At 68.7% G+C, this 18,419-nt stretch carries 20 protein-coding genes; 6 read left to right on the top strand and 14 right to left on the bottom strand.

Annotation, left to right across the window (positions count from 1 at the left end; all coding sequences use genetic code 11):
- Window positions 1-55: 55 nt before the first annotated feature.
- Window positions 56-1,354: an aspartate carbamoyltransferase gene (locus AC07X5_RS10000; protein WP_494769993.1), complete on the bottom strand. Its 1,299-nt coding sequence runs from the start codon at window positions 1,352-1,354 to the stop codon at window positions 56-58.
- 252 nt (window positions 1,355-1,606) lie between these two features.
- On the opposite strand from AC07X5_RS10000, the gene AC07X5_RS09995 reads away from it, so the two are divergent.
- Genes AC07X5_RS09995 through AC07X5_RS09980 form a run of 4 tightly spaced genes read left to right on the top strand, consistent with a single transcriptional unit; the run spans window position 1,607 to window position 5,995 of the window.
- A complete protein-coding gene (locus tag AC07X5_RS09995) occupies window positions 1,607-2,284 on the top strand; it encodes a TonB-dependent receptor plug domain-containing protein (protein WP_494769992.1) in 678 nt (225 codons plus the stop codon).
- The gene (locus AC07X5_RS09990) at window positions 2,166-3,566 is read left to right on the top strand and encodes a TonB-dependent receptor plug domain-containing protein (RefSeq protein WP_494769991.1); all 1,401 of its coding nucleotides are present in this window, start codon (window positions 2,166-2,168) and stop codon (window positions 3,564-3,566) included. The genes AC07X5_RS09995 and AC07X5_RS09990 overlap by 119 nt, the downstream gene beginning before the upstream one ends.
- A gap of 3 nt (window positions 3,567-3,569) precedes the next feature.
- A complete protein-coding gene (locus tag AC07X5_RS09985) occupies window positions 3,570-4,112 on the top strand; it encodes a YfiR family protein (protein ID WP_494769990.1) in 543 nt (180 codons plus the stop codon).
- Window positions 4,109-5,995 carry a putative bifunctional diguanylate cyclase/phosphodiesterase gene (locus AC07X5_RS09980; protein WP_494769989.1) on the top strand — a complete coding sequence of 629 codons (1,887 nt, stop codon included), beginning with the start codon at window positions 4,109-4,111 and terminating at the stop codon, window positions 5,993-5,995. The genes AC07X5_RS09985 and AC07X5_RS09980 overlap by 4 nt, the downstream gene beginning before the upstream one ends.
- 29 nt (window positions 5,996-6,024) lie before the next feature.
- Here AC07X5_RS09980 and AC07X5_RS09975 read toward each other — a convergent pair whose 3' ends face one another.
- Together AC07X5_RS09975 and AC07X5_RS09970 are read right to left on the bottom strand one after the other, a co-directional pair.
- Window positions 6,025-6,951: an NADP-dependent oxidoreductase gene (locus AC07X5_RS09975; RefSeq protein WP_494769988.1), complete on the bottom strand. Its 927-nt coding sequence runs from the start codon at window positions 6,949-6,951 to the stop codon at window positions 6,025-6,027.
- Window positions 6,948-7,403: an ester cyclase gene (locus tag AC07X5_RS09970; RefSeq protein ID WP_494769987.1), complete on the bottom strand. Its 456-nt coding sequence runs from the start codon at window positions 7,401-7,403 to the stop codon at window positions 6,948-6,950. Before AC07X5_RS09970 ends, AC07X5_RS09975 begins: the two co-directional genes overlap by 4 nt.
- 100 nt (window positions 7,404-7,503) lie before the next feature.
- Between AC07X5_RS09970 and AC07X5_RS09965 the strand changes: the two genes are divergently transcribed.
- The gene (locus AC07X5_RS09965; protein WP_494769986.1) at window positions 7,504-8,460 is read left to right on the top strand and encodes a LysR family transcriptional regulator; all 957 of its coding nucleotides are present in this window, start codon (window positions 7,504-7,506) and stop codon (window positions 8,458-8,460) included.
- Here the strand turns inward: AC07X5_RS09965 and map are convergent.
- From map to AC07X5_RS09915, 10 genes are all read right to left on the bottom strand, one after another.
- Complete coding sequence (gene map / locus AC07X5_RS09960) at window positions 8,442-9,245, bottom strand: type I methionyl aminopeptidase (protein WP_494769985.1); 804 nt, start codon at window positions 9,243-9,245, stop codon at window positions 8,442-8,444. The genes AC07X5_RS09965 and map overlap by 19 nt on opposite strands.
- The gene (locus AC07X5_RS09955) at window positions 9,245-9,529 is read right to left on the bottom strand and encodes a ParD-like family protein (RefSeq protein ID WP_409957174.1); all 285 of its coding nucleotides are present in this window, start codon (window positions 9,527-9,529) and stop codon (window positions 9,245-9,247) included. Before AC07X5_RS09955 ends, map begins: the two co-directional genes overlap by 1 nt.
- 75 nt (window positions 9,530-9,604) lie before the next feature.
- Complete coding sequence (locus AC07X5_RS09950; RefSeq protein WP_494770095.1) at window positions 9,605-11,650, bottom strand: TonB-dependent receptor domain-containing protein; 2,046 nt, start codon at window positions 11,648-11,650, stop codon at window positions 9,605-9,607.
- Window positions 11,651-11,964: 314 nt separating this feature from the next.
- Window positions 11,965-12,435, bottom strand: coding sequence for a hypothetical protein (locus tag AC07X5_RS09945; RefSeq protein WP_494769984.1), 471 nt, complete (start codon window positions 12,433-12,435; stop codon window positions 11,965-11,967).
- 16 nt (window positions 12,436-12,451) lie between these two features.
- On the bottom strand, window positions 12,452-13,033 hold the full coding sequence (locus AC07X5_RS09940) for a DUF3299 domain-containing protein (RefSeq protein WP_494769983.1): 582 nt from the start codon (window positions 13,031-13,033) through the stop codon (window positions 12,452-12,454).
- Between the two features lie 65 nt (window positions 13,034-13,098).
- Window positions 13,099-13,353: a hypothetical protein gene (locus AC07X5_RS09935; RefSeq protein WP_409957181.1), complete on the bottom strand. Its 255-nt coding sequence runs from the start codon at window positions 13,351-13,353 to the stop codon at window positions 13,099-13,101.
- Window positions 13,354-13,385: 32 nt separating this feature from the next.
- Window positions 13,386-14,612, bottom strand: a complete 1,227-nt coding sequence (locus tag AC07X5_RS09930; protein WP_494769982.1) for an ABC transporter permease — start codon at window positions 14,610-14,612, stop codon at window positions 13,386-13,388.
- 4 nt (window positions 14,613-14,616) lie between these two features.
- Window positions 14,617-15,282, bottom strand: a complete 666-nt coding sequence (locus AC07X5_RS09925) for an ABC transporter ATP-binding protein (protein WP_494769981.1) — start codon at window positions 15,280-15,282, stop codon at window positions 14,617-14,619.
- Complete coding sequence (locus AC07X5_RS09920) at window positions 15,279-15,704, bottom strand: transcriptional repressor (protein ID WP_409957238.1); 426 nt, start codon at window positions 15,702-15,704, stop codon at window positions 15,279-15,281. The genes AC07X5_RS09925 and AC07X5_RS09920 overlap by 4 nt, the downstream gene beginning before the upstream one ends.
- A 196-nt stretch (window positions 15,705-15,900) precedes the next feature.
- Window positions 15,901-16,761 (bottom strand): DUF6597 domain-containing transcriptional factor, encoded by an 861-nt coding sequence (locus AC07X5_RS09915; protein WP_494769980.1) that lies wholly within the window; start codon window positions 16,759-16,761, stop codon window positions 15,901-15,903.
- 102 nt (window positions 16,762-16,863) lie between these two features.
- Between AC07X5_RS09915 and AC07X5_RS09910 the strand changes: the two genes are divergently transcribed.
- Window positions 16,864-17,832 carry a class I SAM-dependent methyltransferase gene (locus tag AC07X5_RS09910; RefSeq protein WP_494769979.1) on the top strand — a complete coding sequence of 323 codons (969 nt, stop codon included), beginning with the start codon at window positions 16,864-16,866 and terminating at the stop codon, window positions 17,830-17,832.
- On the opposite strand, the gene msrA is transcribed toward AC07X5_RS09910, so the two are convergent.
- On the bottom strand, window positions 17,819-18,364 hold the full coding sequence (msrA, locus tag AC07X5_RS09905; protein WP_409957190.1) for a peptide-methionine (S)-S-oxide reductase MsrA: 546 nt from the start codon (window positions 18,362-18,364) through the stop codon (window positions 17,819-17,821). The genes AC07X5_RS09910 and msrA overlap by 14 nt on opposite strands.
- Window positions 18,365-18,419 lie beyond the last annotated feature (55 nt).

Genomic DNA, 18,419 nt, shown 5'->3' with positions numbered 1-18,419 from the left:
GGGAAGCAGCGGCGCGGGGGAAGGCAGCGAGTGTAGTGCCTACAAGGGTTTTCCCTCAGTCCAGTCCATCAAACACGGCATCGTCCGGCCCGATGTGCGAGGGCGAGCGCCAGCCGGCATCGCGCATGGAGCGCGCTACCTGGTTCTCGACCCCCATCAGCACCGCGAACAGCGCCATGCGCACGGGGATGCCGTTGTCCGTCTGGCGGAAGATGGCCAGGCGCGGGTCGTGGTTCAGGTCGGTGCTGAGGTCGTTGGCGCCCGGGCGCCCATCGCGCGGCAGCGGGTGCATGAGGATGGTGTCGCTCTTGCACAGCTCGTCCACCAGCGACTTGCGGATCTGGAACTCGGGCGTGTAGCCCTCGATGGCCTCGCCCACGAAGCGCTCCTTCTGGATGCGCGTGGCGTACACCACGTCGGCGCCGCGCAGCCCTTCCTGAAGCGACGAAGTCTGCTCGATCACATGGCCGTTGCGCGCCACCAGCTCCAGCAGGTAGGGCGGCATCTCCAGCGACGGCGGAGCCACCAGGCTGAACTTGAGCCCTTTGTACAGCGCCAACAGCCGGATGAGGGAGTGCACCGTGCGGCCGTACTTGAGGTCGCCGACCATCGCCACATGCGTGCCGTCAACCAGCTTGCCCAGGCGCGAGAACTCGCGCTGGATGGTGTAAAGGTCCAGGATGGCCTGGCTCGGGTGCTCGCCCGGCCCGTCGCCGGCGTTGATCACGGGGATGTTGGTGGCACGCGCGAACTCGGCCACGGCCCCCTGCTCGGGGTGGCGCACCACCAGCGCATCCACATAGCCGGCCATCACGCGGCTGGTGTCGTAGATCGACTCGCCCTTGGCCATGGACGAGAAGGTGAATCCCGTCGTGTCGCACACCGTGCCGCCCAGGCGGCAGAACGCCGCGCCAAAGCTCACCCGGGTGCGCGTGCTGGCCTCGAAGAACAGGCTGCCCAGCACGGCCCCTTCGAGCACACGCGAGACCTTCTGGCGCCGGGCGATGGGCTGCATCAGGTCGGCGACCTGGAACAGTTCTTCCAGGCTGCCCCGGTCGAACTGCGCCACCGAGAGCAGGTGCGGCCGGCCCTCGGCCGCGATGCGCTGCGCCAGCGGCTGGGCGGCGGGCGCCCTGCCCCGCTCTGCGCCAGTGCTTTGCGCGGCATGCGTGAGCAGGATCTCCGAGACGAACTTCTCCACCATGTCCGGCATGCTGCGAGCCTCGCCTGAATCGGCCGGCAGCAGCCAGGTGTCCAAGGCCCGGCGGCGCACGCCCAGCCGGTCGGAAAACGCATCGCGCGTCAGGTTGAGGCGGCGCATTGCGTCGCGCAGGAAGTCTTGCTGGCTGTTCATGGCCCTGAATTATACGCAATGAGCAAATTCATGAAACGCATTGCGTATATTTATGCAGCGGGTGCCTGGTCGCCCACAATCATCAACTAAGGTAAACCCAGTCCCTCGCAGCCGCCAGAAGAGTAGGATGAAAGCACTTGTTACCGCGGCCGGGCATCGCTTACAGCGATGACCGGACAGGCCCACGTCAGGGACGCCATGACAACAACAACCCCATGTGCACAAAGCAGTCGGCTTGCCCTCGGGATCTGCATGGCCGTCTGTCTGGTGCCCGGCGCCCGGGCCGAGGCCGATGTCGCCCAGCTGCCGCTGGAGCAGTTGATGCAGATGGAGGTTCGCACCGCGAGCCGCTACCTGCAAAGCGCGCTGGAGGCCCCCGCCGCGGTGAGCGTGGTTACTGCGGAGGACATCCGCACCTTCGGCTACCGCAACCTGGCCGAGATCCTGGCCAGCATGCGCGGGCTGTATGTGTCTTACGACCGGTCCTACCACTACCTGGGCATGCGCGGCTTTTCCACGCCGGGGGACTACAACACCCGCGTGCTGTTGCTGGTCGACGGGGTGCGCTTCAATGACAACCTGTACGACCAAGCGCCGGTGGGCACGGACTTCCCCATCGACATCGACCTGATCGAACGCGTGGAGTTCGTGCCCGGCCCGAGCGCGGCCGTCTATGGCGCGAATGCCTTTTTCGGCGTGGTCAACATCATCACGCGTGAAGGCCGGCAGATGAAGGGCGCGCAGCTCGGCACCGAACTGGGCAGCCACGGCCACGCCCGGCTGCGCTTTTCGCTCGGCACGGTGGACGGATATGGCGGCGACTGGCTGGTGTCCGCAACGCGCTCCACCCCAACGGGGCGAGGACCTGTACTTTCCGGCCTACGATACGCCCAGTCAGAACCACGGCATCGCACAGGGTCTGGACTATGACCGCAGCACCAGTTTCTTTGCCAAGTTCCAGCGCGGGGGCGTCACGCTGTCCCTGTCGCACGGCGAGCGCCAGAAGGGCCTGCCCACGGCGGCGTTTTCGCAGGTGTTCAACGACCCGCGCTCGCGCGTGATCGATTCCAGCACCCGCCTCGCGGCAGAATACGCCGGGCAGTGGAACCCCACCCTGCATTTCACGGCAAGGCTCCATGGCGGCCAGTATCGGTATGCGGGCGACTATGTCTACGACTACCCGCCCATCACAGCCAACCGCGACATCGGCCGCGGCCGCTGGGTGGGCTCGGAACTGCAATGGGTGAGCACCGCGTTCCAGCGGCACAAGATCTCCTGGGGCATGGACTACCGGCGCGACCTGGACATCACCCAGCGCAACCTGGACCTCGCGCCCGAAGCACACTACCTCGACACAAGCAGCAGCGGCGACGTCATGGGCTTCTACCTGCAGGACGAGGTGGCCCTGCGCCCCGACCTGGTGCTGCATGCCGGGCTGCGCTGGGGCAAGCACTCGGACAGCCGGGGCAGCCTGCACCCGCGCCTGGGCCTGGTGTACTTGGTGGGGCCGGCCACGGCCGTCAAGCTGCTGTATGGAACGGCCTACCGGCCGCCCAACGCCTATGAGCGCGACTACCGGGTCGAGACCCCCGGCGGGGTGGTGGGCACGGACAGCCTGCGCTCCGAGCGCATCCGCACCACCGAGCTGGTACTGGAGCATGCCCCCGCGGGAGCCACCCGCGCGCTGGTCACGGTATTCCAGTCGCGTGTCTCGCATCTGCTGGCCATTGGCGATGCGCCGCAGCCGGACCGCCTCATGTTCAGCAACGCCGGCAACAGCGTCGGCGTGTACGGGGTGGAGACGGAGGTCGAGCAGCGCCTGGGCCCCGATGCCCGGCTGCGCCTGGCCTACAGCTGGCAGCGGGCGCGCGATACCCTGACGCGGCAGACCCTGGCCAATTCGCCCCGGCACCTCTTGAAGGCGCAGTGGTCCACCGCCATCGGCAATGCCGACGCCGCCCCCTGGGCACGGGGGCGCCTGGGGCTGGAGGCCATCGCCATCGGCGCGCGCAGCACCCTGGCATCGCGCCTGCCGGCCCATGCGGTGGCCAACCTGAGCTACACCACGCGGCTGGCGGGAACGGAGGTGTCCTTCGGGATCTACAACCTGCTGGACCGGCGCTATGCCGACCCTGCATCCTTCGAGATCCGGGGGGACTCGATCGTGCAGGACGGCAGGACCCTGCGCCTCAAGCTCACCCATGCGTTCTAGGCCATGCCACACCTGCACCGCCTGTACCAAGCCCTGCTGGTGGGGTTGTGCGCACTCGCGTGCGGCCAGGGGGCCGGTGCGCAGGAGCGGGTGGGCGAAAACGAGCTGAAGGCGGCCTATGTCTTCAACTTCATCCAGTTTGTCGAATGGCCCCAGGGCGATGGCCGTGCCGGCGCCGACTGGACCATCTGCGTATCCCCCTTCAGCCCCCTGAAGCGCAACCTGCTGGCGCTGGAGGGCAGGCCCGCGCGCAAGGACAACCCCATCCGCATCCGGTTGTGGGAGGCCAATGAGCTCAACGACTGCCGTGTGCTGGTCCTCAGCGGCGCCGACACCGACCGCGCCCTGCGTGCCTTGCGCGCCCTGCCCGGCAGGACAGCCGTGCTGACCATCACCGACGACCCGGCCGCCGCCCCGCCAGAGATCATGATCGTCCTGCACCGCGAGGGCGACCGCATCGTCTTCGACATCAACGCCGACGCCATCGGCAAGGCCGGCCTGTCGGTCAGCTCGCGCCTGCTGCGCCTGTCCCGGGGGGCGCGATGAACCGCGACCACCCCGCCACCGCCGACTCGCCGCAGCTGTCGTCGCGCGTGGTGGCGACCGGGCTGCTCGCCACCGGCCTGGCGCTGCTGACCATGCTTCTGGCCCTGACGGCGTTTGACTACTGGAGCAGCCGCCAGGCCATGCTGGCCGATAGCCGGGTGGAGGCCGCCATCGTTGCCGACAATGTCTCCACGGCCGTGATGTTCCGCGATGCGCACACGACCGAGGAGATCCTGGGCGCCCTCAAGGCCTCGCCCATGGTGCTGATGGCGGCCATCTACGATGCCCAGGGCGTGCTTTTCGCCTCGTACCAGCGCGATGGCGACCAGGTGGCGCCGAGCACGCTCCCGGGCGGCGGCAACGGGGATTTCGAGTACCAGGGCCTGTACCTTCTGGAGATGGCCAAGCCCGTGAAGTTCCGGGGCAAGAGCTCGGGCAGCATCTACCTGCGCAAGTCGATGGCCGAGGTCTACACCCACCTGGTCATCCGCTTCGGCGGCGCGCTGCTCATCGCCGGGGGGACGATGGCACTGGCCACCGCGCTGGTACTGCGCAGCCGCGCGGAGGTCGGCGAGGCGGAACGCCGCCTGCAGGTGCTGGCGCACCAGGATGCGGTGACGGGCGTGGGCAACCGGCACTATTTCAACGAGCGGCTGGCGCATGAAATCGACCGGGCCGCTACGCTGGGCAGCAAGCTGGCACTGGTCTACATCGACCTGGACAATTTCAAGACCCTGAACGACACCTTCGGCCATGCCGCCGGCGACGGCCTGCTGCGCCAGGTGGCGCAGCGCCTGCAATCGGTGGTGCGCGAAGGCGATGACATCTGCCGCATGGGGGGCGACGAGTTCTCCGTCATCCTGCGGCTGGACATGGACGAGGCGGCGCTCGGCAACTACGGCGAGCGCATTGTCGCCGTGTTCGAGAAAGGATTCGTCGAGTCGGAGCAGGAGGTGATGGTGACCTGCAGCGCCGGCATCGCCACCTACCCGGGGGACGCGCCGGACCGCGACAGCCTGATCAGCAGCGCCGATACAGCCATGTACCGCGCCAAGGACCTGGGCAAGAACCGCTGCGAGCGCTTCGACCCGTCGATGAACCTGGCATCGGTGCGGCGCCAGGCCATCGAGCAGGCCCTGCGCCAGGTGCTGGAAGACGGGGACGGCCTGGCCCTGCACTACCAGCCGGTGTTCTCGGCCAAGGACCGCGCGATGATCGGGGCCGAAGCCCTGCTGCGCTGGTCGCACCCGCGGCTGGGCGCGGTTCCGCCGCTGGAGGCGGTGATGGTGGCGGAGGAATGCGGCCTGATCGTGCACCTGGGCTACTGGGTGGTGCGCACCGCCTGCCGGGACGCCGCGCGTTGGCAGGCCCAGGCCCCTGGCCCGCTGCGCGTGGCGGTCAACGTCTCGGCGCGGCAGCTCATCGACCCGCAGTTTCTGGAGCGCGTGATGGACATCCTGCGCGAGGAAGGCCTGCCGGCCCACCTGCTGGAAATCGAGCTGACCGAGACCGTGCTCATGGAGAACATGGATGCCTGCGCCAGCACCCTGCACCGCCTGAGCCAGTTGGGCGTGCACCTGGCCATCGACGACTTCGGCACCGGTTATTCCTCCCTGGCCTACCTGCGGCGCCTGCCGATGAAGCGCCTGAAGATCGACCGCAGCTTCATCCGCGACCTGCCGGGGCAGGAACACAGCCGGATGATCGTCAACGCCATCATCGCCCTCTCCCACGGCCTGGGCCTGGCCGTCACGGCCGAAGGCGTGGAAACGCGCGAGCAGGCCGACTACCTGGTGGACGCCGGTTGCGACGTGCTGCAGGGCTTTGCGTTTGCGCGGCCCATGCCGGTGGAGCAGTTCGAGGCGATGCAGGCGGCGCGGTAGCCGCGGATTCGCGGCCCCCGCACCCCGCATCAGCCCGGCATGCGCACGATCACCTTGCCCCGCGCGTGCCCGCCGGCCAGATGCACCAGGGCTGCGCGGGCCTCTTCGAGCGGGTGGATGCTATCCAGCACCACCTGCAGTTGCCCGGATGCGAGGCGCGTGAGGATGGCGTCCAGCACCGGCGCATCGTGCTGGAAGAAGGCGAAGGCCGCGCGCACCCCATCCTGCCCTTGGATGGCATGGTCCACCACCGACACCAGCAGGCCACCGGGTCGGATCAGCGGCCAGGAGCGCTCGGTCGCGCCACCGCCCACGGTGTCGATCACGAGGTCCAGATCCTGGGCCCTCGCCTCGAGCTCGCCCGTGCGGTAGTCGACCACCTCGTGCGCACCGAGCGCCGTGACCAGGCCATGGTTGCCCGCCGACGCGGTGGCCACCACGTGCGCCCCAGCCTGGCGCGCCAATTGCACGGCAAAGCCCCCGACCCCGCCTGCGGCGGCGTGGATCAGCACGCGCAGCCCGGCCTGGAGCCGGCCCACGCCAAACAAGGCCAGCCAGGCGGTGCCCGCAGCCGTGGGCAGCGCAGCTGCCTGCTCGAAGGCAATGCCATCGGGCAATGGGCTCAGCGCCAGCTCCGACACCAGCGCGGCCTGCGCCAGTGCACCGCCCGCCGTGGGCTCCAGGCGCCCCACGACCCGGTCACCCGGGCGAAAGCGCGTTGCCTGCGGCCCGGCGGCCTGCACCACGCCCGCGAAGTCGGTAGCCAGGGTATACGGCAGTTTCACCGGAAACACCGTCTGCATGTGGCCCGCGAGCATCTTGAGGTCCAGCGGATTGATGCCGGCGGCCTCAATGCGCACTGCCACCTGCCCTGCCGCGGGGGCCGGCAACGGGGCCACATCGTCCCATACGGCCCGATCCGGCGTGCCGAATCCGTGGATACGCAGCGCTTTCATGCAGCCTCCTTGTCTGCGGCCGGTGGAAAGCTGCCCATCTGCCGGAAGGCACCGAACCAGTCTTCCAGGTGCCAGGTGCGCTGGATGCGGTCGCCACGCAGTTCGTGGAACTCATGGATGGGAATGCTCAGGTGCCGGCCCGTTGCGGCAATGCCGAACAGCGGCCCCTGGTGGGTACCGGAGATCTCGGCACGCACGGCCAGCCGGCCCGGTGCCTGGATCACGTCGTGGATGGTGATGTGCACGTCCGGCATGGCTTCGATGAAGCTGCGGATGATGGGCTTGAGCCCGTTGGGTCCTGGGCCCTGGCCGGGCGCGAGGGGAATGTCGTCCCAGTCGGGGGTGACGGCCTGGTCCAGCAAGTCGGGGTTCTTGTCGCTGAAAGCGCGGTACAGCGTTTCCACGGCCTGGCGCTCGCGGCGCAGTTGCAGGGATGGGGTCGAAGCGGTCATCGGTAAGTCCTCTAGAGGTGTTGGGAAAGCGATGACCTGATTCTGAAAATTTACCTAAAATCTGTCCAACAAATGATAAATATGAATCAATATTTGATTTATGAATTTTCATGGCATCGACCTGAACCTCCTGGCCGCATTTGATGCATTGATGGACGAGCGCAATGTCACCCGCGCCGCTGTGCGCGTGGGGGTGAGCCAGCCGGCCATGAGTGCAGCGCTGTCACGCCTGCGCACGCTGTTTGCCGACCCGTTGTTCTTGCGCAGTGCCGAGGGTTTGCTGCCCACGCAGCGCGCACGGGATCTGGCCGAGCCGATTGCGCAGGCGCTGCGTCAGATCGAGGCCGCTGTCGTGCCCCGGCCGCAGTTCGATGCGGCGCGCGCGTCGTTCACCTTCAACCTGGGCCTGTACGACTACCCGGCCATGGTGCTGCTGCCGGCGCTGGCCGAGTCGCTCAGGGCGCAGGCGCCGGGTGTGTCATTGAACGTACACGCCTTCAGCGCCCGCGACAGCGCGGTGGATCTGCTCGACGCGGGCACCATCGACGCGGCTGTGGGTGTGCCGCCGACCCAGGCCGATGGCCGCATCTTCACCCGCCCGATCCTGCAGGACGAGTTCGTCACCATCGTGCGGCGGGACCATCCCCAGGTCCGCCAGGGCCTGGATCTGGATGCCTACCTTGCGCTTTCGCATGTGCTGGTCTCGCCCGAAGGCGACCGCCATGGCCTGGTGGACCAGGCACTGGCGCAACTGGGCAAGCGCCGCCACCTTGCGGTGACCCTGCCACAACTGTTCGCAGCCCCTGCGCTGGTGGCCCGCACCGACATGGCGGCCACGTTGCTGCGGCGCGTGGCACTGCATGCGGCCGAGCACCGCCAACTGGCGGTGTTTGCCCCGCCTCTGGCGTTGCCCGCCATCGGCTTCCATCTGATCTGGCACCGGCGCAACGAATTGCATGCGGCGCAGCAGTGGCTGCGCGGCCTGATCACGGGCCTGGCGAACAGCTTGCAACCCGGCGATGTACCGGATGCGCCGGGTCAGCCAATCGCCGGATAGCTCCCCGTCCCCTCGGGCCAGGCCGTCAGCACCTCGAAGCCATCGGCCGTCACGGCCACCATGTGCTCCCACTGGGCCGAGAGCGAATGGTCGCGCGTCACCACGGTCCAGCCATCGGGCAGCTCGCGCGTCTCGCGCCGGCCCACGTTGACCATGGGCTCGATGGTGAAGACCATGCCCTCTTCCAGCACGATGCCCTGGCCGGGCTGGCCGTAGTGCAGCACCTGCAGGTCCTCGTGGTAGATCTGCCCGATGCCATGGCCGCAGTAGTCGCGCACGATGCTGAAGCGCTCGCGCTCGGCCACCGCCTGGATCGCGTGGCCCACATCGCCCAGCGTGGCTCCCGGGCGCACCTGGCGGATGCCGGCGCACATGGCCTCGTAGGTGGTCTCCACCAGCCGGCGGGCCAGGCGGCTGGGCTCGCCCACGTAGTACATGCGGCTGGTGTCACCGAACCAGCCGTCCTTGATGACGGCCACGTCGATGTTGATGATGTCGCCCTTCTTGAGCACCTTGTCGGCCGCGGGCACGCCGTGGCAGACGACATGGTTGACGGAGGTGCAGACGGTCTTGGTGAAGCCCTGGTAGCCGATGTTGGCCGGGGTCGCCTGCAGTTCGTTGACGATGAACTCGCGGCATCGGTCGTCCAGCGCCTCGGTGGAGACGCCGGGCTGCACGTACGGGCCGATCATCTGCAGCACCCGTGCCGCCAGTTGGGCGGCAATGCGGGACTGCGCGATTTCGGCCGGCGTCTTGATGATGACCTGGGGGTGCCGGGCTCCCATCACTGCACCCGCCTGACCTGAAGGCTGGGCTTGCTGTCGCCAGCGCCACTGCCGCCACCGGCGGATGGCAGCGCCTGCGCAAGCGCGGCCAGATCGAACCCACCGGCCTGCTCGGCGCGGATCAGCAGCTGGCAGATCTGGCTGTGGCTGAGCTCGGGGTGCAGCTCGGCGAGCATGCCCACGCGCATCCAGTGCTCGGCCTGGGAGTTGATGGAACGAGACAGCGCATTGCTGGCAATGCGCAGGTTCTCGTGCATTTGGTCGGAAATTTTGACGATGCCCATGTCGTGAATTATACGAAACATATACGTTTCGTGTAAACCATGGTCTGCTGGCCGACCGTGCGGCCGGCCCGGGTGTCAGAAAGCGACCTTTACGCCCAAAGTGATGTTGCGACCCATCAGCGGCGCCGCGTTCTTGATGAACGAGGTGTGGGCGTACGCCAGGCGATCCGTCAGGTTGTTGGCCTTGAGGTAGACCTGCCAGGGCGTCTCGCCGTTGTACTTGCCGCTGTAGCTCACGCCCAGGTTGAGCATGCCGTAGCCGGGCGTGGCCGATTCGAACTCGGCCACGCGGTTCTGGCGTGCCACCTGCACCCACTCGACCTGGCCTTCCCAGGCATTCCAGTTCGCATCCATGCGCACACCGGCGCGTGTGGCGGGAATGCGCGGCAGCAGGCCGCCGCCGGCCAGGCGGGCACGCACCGTGTCGCCGAACAGGGTGACACCCAGGTTGCGCGTGATGCGCTGGCGCACCTGGCCTTCGATGCCGGTGAAGGTGGCATCGGCCTGGGCGTACTGCAGCAGCTGCAGGCCGTCGACTTCGTCGAGCGTGCGGCCGTAGATGTAGTTGTTCACCCGGTTGCGGAACACGCTGGCACTGAAGGTGGTGTCGCCGCTGGTCTTGCGCAGGCTCAGGTCGATGTTCTGCGAGGTCTCCGAGCGCAGGTCGGCGTTGCCGCGCTCGTACGTGCTGGTGGCCATGTGCAGGCCGTTGGCATACAGCTCCTCGGCCGAGGGCGCGCGGCTGGCACGCGTGAGCGAGGCGCCCAGCGAATAGCCCGGCGTGAACTGCCACACCGCACCCAGCGATGCCGAAGTGCCGTTGTGGCTGCGCTCGATGCCCGAGTCCTGCGCCTCGGCGGTCTGGCGGTCGTGGCGTAGCGCGCCTTCGAAGCGCCAGTCGCCCATGCGGTATTCCTCGAGCACGAACAGGCCGGTCTTGCGCGTCACGGTGGGCTGCACATAGGCCTCCTCGCCTTCGGCGCTGAACTTGCGCTGCGAGGTCTGCAGGCCGAACACACCCTTGAAACCGGCGATGGGTTCGTGCTGCAGCTCCACGCGCGTATCGTAGGCCTTGTTCTTGAAGGTGGTGCTGATGGCGCCGTCTTCCACCTCGTCGTGCTTGTAGTCGGTGACGCCGGCGCGCAGGCGCAGGGCCGAAAAGCCGGTGAAGGGGTTGCGCAGCTCGCCGCGCACGTCGAAGCGCTCGCTGCGAAGGTCCACCACCGGCACGTCGGCGGCGCCGTGCTCGTCATGGTCGTGGTCGTGCCCGTCGTCGTCGCCGTGGGCACCGCAGTGCAGGTGGTCGCCATGGGTGTGGCAGCCCTCGAAACTGTGGTTGTGGCCCGGCAGGCCGTAGCGTGCCGTCTGGCGCGTGTAGGCGGCGCCCAGGTAGCCGCGGTCGCCCACCCAGGACAGGCCCACGCTGCCCGTATCGGTGCGGTTGAAGCTGCCCAGCACCTTGCGCGCCGGCTCGCCATTGGGGGCCCAGCCCTTGCCCACGCGGTAGTCGCTGGCATCGCGCGACACACCTTCCACATGCACGGCCAGGTTGCCGGCCCCGCCGGTCAGCGAGAAGGCCCCTGCCCCCTCCCGCGCACCGCTGTTGGCGCGCAACTCGGCACTGCCTTCGTAGCCCTTTTCCGGGACGGCAGTGGGAATCTTGCCGTCGAGCACATTGACCACGCCACCCACGGCGCCGTTGCCATGCACCAGGGCCGAGGGGCCGCGCAGCACCTCGATCTGCGTGGCCAGCAGGGGCTCGGACACCACGGCATGGTCGGGGCTGATGGTGGAGGCATCGTGCAGCTCGGCACCGTCGGACAGCACCTTGACGCGCGGGCCATCCATGCCGCGGATGATGGGGCGGCTGGCGCCCGCGCCGAAGTGGCTGCTGGTGATGCCGGGCTCGCTGTTCAGCGTCTCGCCCAGCGTGGCCTCGCGGCGGCGCACGAGATCATCGCCTTCGAGCACGCTCACGGGCGTGGTCATTTCATTGACACCCAGTTGCAGGCCGCTGGTGGACACCGTGACGGACGGCAGGCTGGGGGCATTGGCCGCCGTGTCGGGCGCAGCCGGCGGCGCCGTCTGGGCCAGGCTGCTGCCGGCAGACAGGGCCAGCATGGCAGCCAGGGCGATGGGATGCAAGGCGAGATGCAGGGTGGGACGGCGGGAAGAGGAGTGGAGCGAAAGTGTCGTCATGGTATTCAGTGCAAAAGCGTGCGCGCAGCGAGGCAGCGGCCGGTCACGGGCGCACGCCTTCATGCCGCGGGGCATGAATCAAAGGAAAGAAAAAAAGAAAAAAACGGGAATGCAGTCAGCCGCCTGGCGCGCAGGCGTCTACCGCAATGGATTCAGGGAAACAGAGGCTGCAGCAGCGTGCGCGACAAGGCCCTGCCCTGCCGGCCAGGTGGCCCATGCGGGGAGAGAAAAGGCTGTCAGGCGCGCAACGCAGGCGGCGGGGCGCGCGCCTGGAACAGCGCCGCATGGCGCGCCTGCACACCATCGGCGTGCGCGGCCACCGGCGCAGCGGCCGGCGAATGGGGCAGCAGCACCAGGACGGCGCTGTGCAAGGCATCGCCCAGCGCGAGCTGGTCGAGCAAAAGGCAATCGACCAGGCTGTGGCTGGACAGGAAGCCGCCAGCATCGCCCGCCACCCCATGGGCGGCTGCGTGCTCTGCCGTCACCTGCGCAACCAGCGCGCCATGGCCCGCATGGATCTGGGCCAGCGGCTGGGCATGGGCGATCTGGTGCAGGCGACCGGCCGTGGGCACCCAGGCCAGCGCCAGCACCAGCCAGACCAGGGCCAGCCGGGCCGCCCACGCGCGCGCACCCGTGCCTGGGGCCAGGGATTCCATACGGGTGGAGACGGCCGGCAAGGCCATCGGCGGGGTGCGCGAGCGGTTCACGGGAAGGATGGTGGGCTTACTTCACCGGCACCGCTTCGACCACACGGTAATACAGGCCGTAGGGATCGTTGTTCAGCACGGTGAACCGGCCCTCGACCACCACGGGTTCGAGCGAATAGCGCACCGGCGTCTTGGCCTTGACCTCGACCATGCTTTCGGGGCCGCCCGGAATGCAGAACGAGCAGGTCAGCGGCACGGAGGTGAGCAAAAAGTGCGTCTGCGTGGCCTTGGCATCGAGCGGCATCATGAAGCCCTGGATGCGCTGCACTGTCTTGTCCATGCCCTGCTGCTGGGCGTTGAACACGGGCAGGATGCCATCCTTGGTGGTCTTCTTGGTCAGATCGCTGAGCACTGACCAGGGCACAACGTCGTTGCGCTGGGGCAGCGGGGCAATCGGGCTGTTGGGGCTGTGGTAGCCCGCACCCGAGCCCGTGGGCGCCGTGCCCGGCATGGGCGAGCTGAGCACCGGCGCGTTGAAGGGCGCGCCGGCCGTGGCCGCAGGCTTGCTTTCGGCATGCACACCTGCCACCCCGGCCAGGGCGCAGGCCGCCAGCACCAGCGCGGGCAGGGAACGGGGCAATCGAGGATGGTGGTGCATGGAAGTCCTTGGTAACAGGGCTGGCGTTATTTTCTTACAGTTGTGCAGGCGTTGCGCGCAACGGGTCAGTGCACATGGCGCATGCCGCAGAATTTTCCGATAGCCAGACCCTTGCAGGCCACCTGGAGTTCCTTCTGGCACTGGTCATGGCTCTTGCCCGCTTCCAGGCACTTGGCGGCGGCCTCGTGTGCTGCGGCCATGGCGCGGTGGCGCTGGATGTCGGCCTTGGTTTCCTGGTCGGAGTGCGCGCCTTGGGCGTGGGCAAAGGCGCCTGCCAGCAGCAAGGGGGCAATGGCCAGTGCGGTGAGCAGCTTTTTCATGGTGAACCTTTCAAGGACAGTTGGTAATCGAATCAGGGCTGGCTGAGCAGGTCGGCCACTTCCGTGCGGTAGGCCTGCATCGCGGGCAGCAGTGCTGCAAACGCGGCCACGGCGCCAGCGATCAGCGGCACCCCGGCCTCGGCCGGCAGCCAGACCAGGCCGGTCACGGGCAGCAGCCCCTGCGCCTGCAGCACCCAGCCCAGCACCTGGGCCAGGCCGTGGCCCAGCAGCAGGCCCAGGACGGAGGCCATGGCGGCCAGCCACAGGGCCTCGCACAGCACCAGGCCGGCCACGCGGCCCGGCGGTGCGCCCAGCATGCGCAGCATGGCCAGATCGGTGCGGCGCTCGCGCACGGCATTCCACAGGGCGATGAAAACGCTGAGCGCTGCCACGCCCAGCAGCACGCCGCCAAAGGCGCGCAGCACGTCGGCCCCCACGCCCAGCAGGCGCAGCAGGCGCGTGACCTCGATGGCCGGGGCCGCCGCCTGCATGGAGGTGTCGGCATTGATCTGGCGCGGCAAGGTGACGGCGGCCATGGGCGTGCGGTAGCGCAGCAGGGCCACGGTCACCTCGCGCTCTTCCTTGAGCACCTCCAGGTCCTCGGGCTCGGATGCCGTGGCGGTTTCGTGCACCATCCAGACCGATTCGGTGGACGTGAGGATCAGCCGGTCGAGCACACAGCCGCAGGGCGCCAGCACGCCGGCCACGCGGTAGGGGTGTTCGCCATGCGCATGCCCTCCCCCGCCCAGGCCATGGCTGCCAATGAAGGTGCCGCCCACGAGCGCAGCGCCTGCATGCCCCTCGCGGGCGATGCCGCGCGCCACGGTGGCGCCCAGCACGGCATCCATGGGTTGCGCCCAGGGCTGTCCATGGGCCAGGCTGGCGCCGTAGAGCGCCAGGTAGTCGGGCGTGGTGCCCACGATGCGGAAACCCTGGTAGCTGTCGCCCAGGCTCAGCGGAATCACCTGGGCCACCATCGGGTTCTTCTGCAGCGCCTGCACTTCCTGCAGCGGGATATTGCCCGTGGGCACGTCGATGTGGAACACCCCCGCCAGGATCAGTTGCAGCGGGCTGCCCTTGGCACCCACCACGAGGTCGATGCCATCGAGGTCGCGCTCGAAGGCGCGGTCGAGCTGAGTGGCGACCAGCAGCACCAGCGTGATCGCCGCCAGGCCGAGCGTGAGCACCAGCAGGTTGAGCGCAGCGGCCAAAGGGCGCGCCCACAGGTAGCGCCAGGACAGGGAGAACAGCTTGGCCATGGAATCAGGGGGCGGTGCGCATTACATTGAGGTCAAGTTGCTGCAGGCCTTGCACCGAAACCAGGGCCTGCACCACGCGCTGGTCGTGCGTGGCGATCACCAGGCTGGCATCGCAGGCGGAAGCGCTGGCCTGCAGCAGGGCCAGGGCGTCGGCGGCCGCCTCATCATCCAGGCTGGCAGTGGGCTCGTCGGCCAGCAGGATCTGGGGCTGCAGCAGCACCGCGCGCGCCAGCGCCACGCGCTGCGCCTGCCCGCCCGAGAGCTGGTGCGGCCGGCGCGCCGCCAGTTCGGCCACGCCCACCTGGGCCAGGGCCCGGGTGATGGCCGCATCGTCACGCGGCAGCCCGGCCGCAAAGTACACCAGGGCCAAATTGTCGGCCACGGTGAGCGCGCTGCTCAGGTGCAGCTTTTGCGGCAGAAAGCCGACTCTGCGCGCACGCCAGGCGTCGATCTCGGCGCCGCGCTGCGTGCCCAGCTGGGTGCTGGCCACGAACAGGTCGCCGCCCGCGGGCGAACGCAACCCCGCCATGAGCGCCAGCCAGGTCGACTTGCCCGTGCCCGAGCGCCCGCGCAGCAGCAAGGTGCCGCCCTGGCGCAGATCCACATCGGGAAAGCGCAGCGGCTCGCTGCCCTCGGTATAGCGGTAGGAGAGGCCTCTGGTACGGATCATGCGGCCGCGCCCCCGGCCGGGTGCGCACAGCCCGCGCAGCGGCCGCGCACGGCCACGTCCACCGCCAGGCTTTCGTGGCCCGCCGTGGCCAGCGCGGCCAGCACCTGCTTCAAGGCCGACTGCACGCGCGCCGAGCCCTGCGCCAAACGGAACTGGCGGTGGCAGTCGCCGCACTCAAAGCGCGGCACGGCGGAATCCTCATCCCGCGAGGCCAGCGCGAACCGGGTCACGCGGGCTGCATCGACCTGCTTGTTGAGCAGGCCGGCCGCGGCAAAGCGGTCCAGCATGCGGTAGACGGTGACCTTGTTGACGGGCGCGCCTGCCGCAGCCAGCGCGGACTCCACCTCGGATTCGGACAGCGCCGCATCGGGGCGCGCCTCGTACAGCGCAGCCAGGGCGCGCGTGGCCTTGGTGGCGCGCATGCCGGGCGGCAAGGTCCAAGTGCCCTGGCGGTCGTTGGTCGATGGAGTGGATCGGGCGGTAGGCATGGGTAGGGCCGGTGCGAACAGAGATGCCGGTAACGCAATTGGCTTGCATTATGCATGCACCATGGCGGCCCCTCGGCCATTTCCCGAGGGGGCCAGCGGGCAATGCTGGCCACCGTGCCCGCCCTCTCACTCAGGACCAGAGGCGATAAAACCAGTAGCTCTCATCCCCGTCGACACGCTGCACCAGTTCGCGCGGGCTGAGGCCGGTAACGCGCTGCGTCTCGCGGCAGAGGTGGGCCTGGTCGGCATAGCCGGCGTCGGCCGCCACGTCCTGCCAGCGGGGCTGCGCGCCACTGTGCTCGCTGGCCACGCGCGCTTGCAGCAGCGTGGATTCCGCGCGCGACAGCCAGGCCAGGCGGCGCATGGGCTGGCCGGCCCAGGTGCGGGCATGCCGCTCCAGATTGCGCAGGCTGGAACCCAGGCCGGCGGCCATGGCATGGGCCTGCAGGGCATCCCGCCAACGGCCCGCGGGGTCGTCGCTGCCGGCCAAGCCCGCCGCATGCGGCCGCCACCAGCCGGCCACCGCGCTCTCGACCAGGGACATGCGCTCGGCATCGCTTTCGGCCTGCCGCACCTGGGTGCAAAGCGCCGCCCAGTGGGATGGCAGCACATCTTCGGCCGGCAGCACTCCATCCACCAGTGCCCCCACATCCAGGCCTGTGATCTGGTGAAAGGCATGCGGTTGGAACACCACGCCAAAGCTGCGCACCGGCCCGGGGTTGCGGGTGACCAGCGGCCGGGATTGGGGGCCGAGCAGCAGCGTCGAGGCCAGAGGCTGGGGCGCCCCGCCCGCAGGATCCACCCGCTCCGAGCCACCCTGCAGGAGCCAGGCGACACCGCAATAGACGGAGGCAGGGTAACGGTTCAATTGCCCGCCCAAAGGTGCCGGCCGGCCTGTCGTGTCCTTGAGGATGTAGGCACGGATGCAGCCCGCCAGCGCAGGCGGCGGCAGCGCGATGGTGGCAAACGGAAGCGTGAGCTGCAGACGCATGGCCCTCGCATGGTAGTGGCTTTTACAGGCCGGGCACAGGGGCTGCGGATTGGCGAAAACCTTCAAGACAGCGGGCACATTGGTGCCCAGAATCGCGCCACCATGAGCCACAACCCTCCTCCCATCGCGCCCGCGCTGCAACCCCTTCTAGCTTCAGCCCGGCCCAGCCGCACGGCGCTGCTGTGCGGCATCGCCCGTGCCCGGCACCAGTTGCTCGATGGCGGCGAAGTCTTTTCCGACCCGCTGGCCCTCGACATCCTGGGCCCCGAACTGGCAGCGCAGGTGCACCAATGGGCCCACGACCACGGGCCAGAGGGCCGCCTCAGCGACCGGGGCAGTTTCTCCGAGGCCATGCGCGGCGCCCTGGCCGCCCGCAGCCGCATCGCGGAAGACACCTTGCGCGCAGCCGTGGCCGATGGTGCCACCCAGTATGTGGTGCTGGGCGCCGGCCTGGACACCTTTGCCCTGCGCCGCAGCCAGTGGCCGCAAGGCCTCGCGCGGGTGTTCGAGGTCGATCACCCGGCCACCCAGGCGTGGAAGCAGCAGTTGGCCGGCGCGGCCGGGCTGGGCATGCCTGCGGGCGCCAGCCATGTGCCGGTGGACTTCGAACGGCAGGACTTCATGGAGCAGCTGCTGTCCTGCGGCCTCGACCCGCGCGAGCGCACGGTGTTCGCCTGGCTGGGCGTCAGCATGTACCTGGCGCCTGCGGCGGTGCGTGCCACCTTCGCGCGCATCGGGGCGCGCATGGCGCCGGGCAGCGTGCTGGTCTTTGACTATGTGCGGCGCCCGGCCCCCTGGGAGCTGGGGCGCCGGCTGGCCCTGGGCCTGATGGCGCGCCGCTTTCGCCGCATGGGCGAGCCCTGGCACTGCTTTCTGGCCGATGCCGAGCTGCAGGCCCTGCTCGCGGAGTGCGGCTTTGCGCCGGCCGACGTCATCAGCGCACAGGACATCATGCGCACCCTGCTCGCGGCCCGCCCCGCCTCACGGCTGCAAAAGGCCATGGGCGGATTGCTGGGCGGGGTGGTGCGCGCCCGGGTCGCTGCCCGGTCCGGGACCGTCAGTCCTCCTTGAGGTACTTGCGGAAGGTCTTGCGGAATTTCTCCACCTTGGGGCCCACCACGAAGGCGCAATAGCCCTGCCCCGGGTGCTTGGCAAAGTAATCCTGGTGGTAGTCCTCGGCCGTGCTGTAGTTGGCCAGGGGCTTCACCTCGGTGGTGATGGGCGCGCCGAACAGCTTGTCCTGCCCCATCTGGCGCACCATGGCCTGGGCCAGCTCGCCATGGGCCGGGTCCTCGTAGTAGATGCCGCTGCGGTACTGCGTGCCCACGTCGTTGCCCTGGCGGTTGAGCGTGGTCGGGTCGTGCGTGTGGAAGAAGATCTCCAGGATCTCTTCGAGGCTGATCTCGTCGGCATCGAAGGTCAGGCGCACCACCTCGGCATGGCCGGTGTCACCCCCGCAGATCTGTTCGTAGGTCGGCTGCACGGTATGGCCGTTGGTGTAGCCGCTTTCCACGTCGGTGATGCCGCGCACGCGGTCGAACACGGCCTCGGTGCACCAGAAGCAGCCGCCGCCCAGGGTGATGGTTTGCAGTTTCTCTGCCATGAAGGTCTCCATGCGATGAAAGTTTCCATGGCATGGTACGCGGCCCCGGGTGCCG

Source organism: Acidovorax sp. GW458-11-26-14-TSB4, from assembly GCF_059423865.1.
This window is presented reverse-complemented; position numbering and strand designations above follow the sequence as displayed.

Coding starts and splice junctions, on each gene's coding strand:
- AC07X5_RS10000 (WP_494769993.1), bottom strand. CDS start 1,354: ATGAACAGCCAGCAAGACTTCCTGCGCGACGCAATGCGCCGCCTCAAC.
- AC07X5_RS09995 (WP_494769992.1), top strand. CDS start 1,607: ATGGCCGTCTGTCTGGTGCCCGGCGCCCGGGCCGAGGCCGATGTCGCC.
- AC07X5_RS09990 (WP_494769991.1), top strand. CDS start 2,166: ATGGCGGCGACTGGCTGGTGTCCGCAACGCGCTCCACCCCAACGGGGC.
- AC07X5_RS09985 (WP_494769990.1), top strand. CDS start 3,570: ATGCCACACCTGCACCGCCTGTACCAAGCCCTGCTGGTGGGGTTGTGC.
- AC07X5_RS09980 (WP_494769989.1), top strand. CDS start 4,109: ATGAACCGCGACCACCCCGCCACCGCCGACTCGCCGCAGCTGTCGTCG.
- AC07X5_RS09975 (WP_494769988.1), bottom strand. CDS start 6,951: ATGAAAGCGCTGCGTATCCACGGATTCGGCACGCCGGATCGGGCCGTA.
- AC07X5_RS09970 (WP_494769987.1), bottom strand. CDS start 7,403: ATGACCGCTTCGACCCCATCCCTGCAACTGCGCCGCGAGCGCCAGGCC.
- AC07X5_RS09965 (WP_494769986.1), top strand. CDS start 7,504: ATGAATTTTCATGGCATCGACCTGAACCTCCTGGCCGCATTTGATGCA.
- map (WP_494769985.1), bottom strand. CDS start 9,245: ATGGGAGCCCGGCACCCCCAGGTCATCATCAAGACGCCGGCCGAAATC.
- AC07X5_RS09955 (WP_409957174.1), bottom strand. CDS start 9,529: ATGGGCATCGTCAAAATTTCCGACCAAATGCACGAGAACCTGCGCATT.
- AC07X5_RS09950 (WP_494770095.1), bottom strand. CDS start 11,650: ATGCTGGCCCTGTCTGCCGGCAGCAGCCTGGCCCAGACGGCGCCGCCG.
- AC07X5_RS09940 (WP_494769983.1), bottom strand. CDS start 13,033: ATGCACCACCATCCTCGATTGCCCCGTTCCCTGCCCGCGCTGGTGCTG.
- AC07X5_RS09935 (WP_409957181.1), bottom strand. CDS start 13,353: ATGAAAAAGCTGCTCACCGCACTGGCCATTGCCCCCTTGCTGCTGGCA.
- AC07X5_RS09930 (WP_494769982.1), bottom strand. CDS start 14,612: ATGGCCAAGCTGTTCTCCCTGTCCTGGCGCTACCTGTGGGCGCGCCCT.
- AC07X5_RS09925 (WP_494769981.1), bottom strand. CDS start 15,282: ATGATCCGTACCAGAGGCCTCTCCTACCGCTATACCGAGGGCAGCGAG.
- AC07X5_RS09920 (WP_409957238.1), bottom strand. CDS start 15,704: ATGCGCGCCACCAAGGCCACGCGCGCCCTGGCTGCGCTGTACGAGGCG.
- AC07X5_RS09915 (WP_494769980.1), bottom strand. CDS start 16,761: ATGCGTCTGCAGCTCACGCTTCCGTTTGCCACCATCGCGCTGCCGCCG.
- AC07X5_RS09910 (WP_494769979.1), top strand. CDS start 16,864: ATGAGCCACAACCCTCCTCCCATCGCGCCCGCGCTGCAACCCCTTCTA.
- msrA (WP_409957190.1), bottom strand. CDS start 18,364: ATGGCAGAGAAACTGCAAACCATCACCCTGGGCGGCGGCTGCTTCTGG.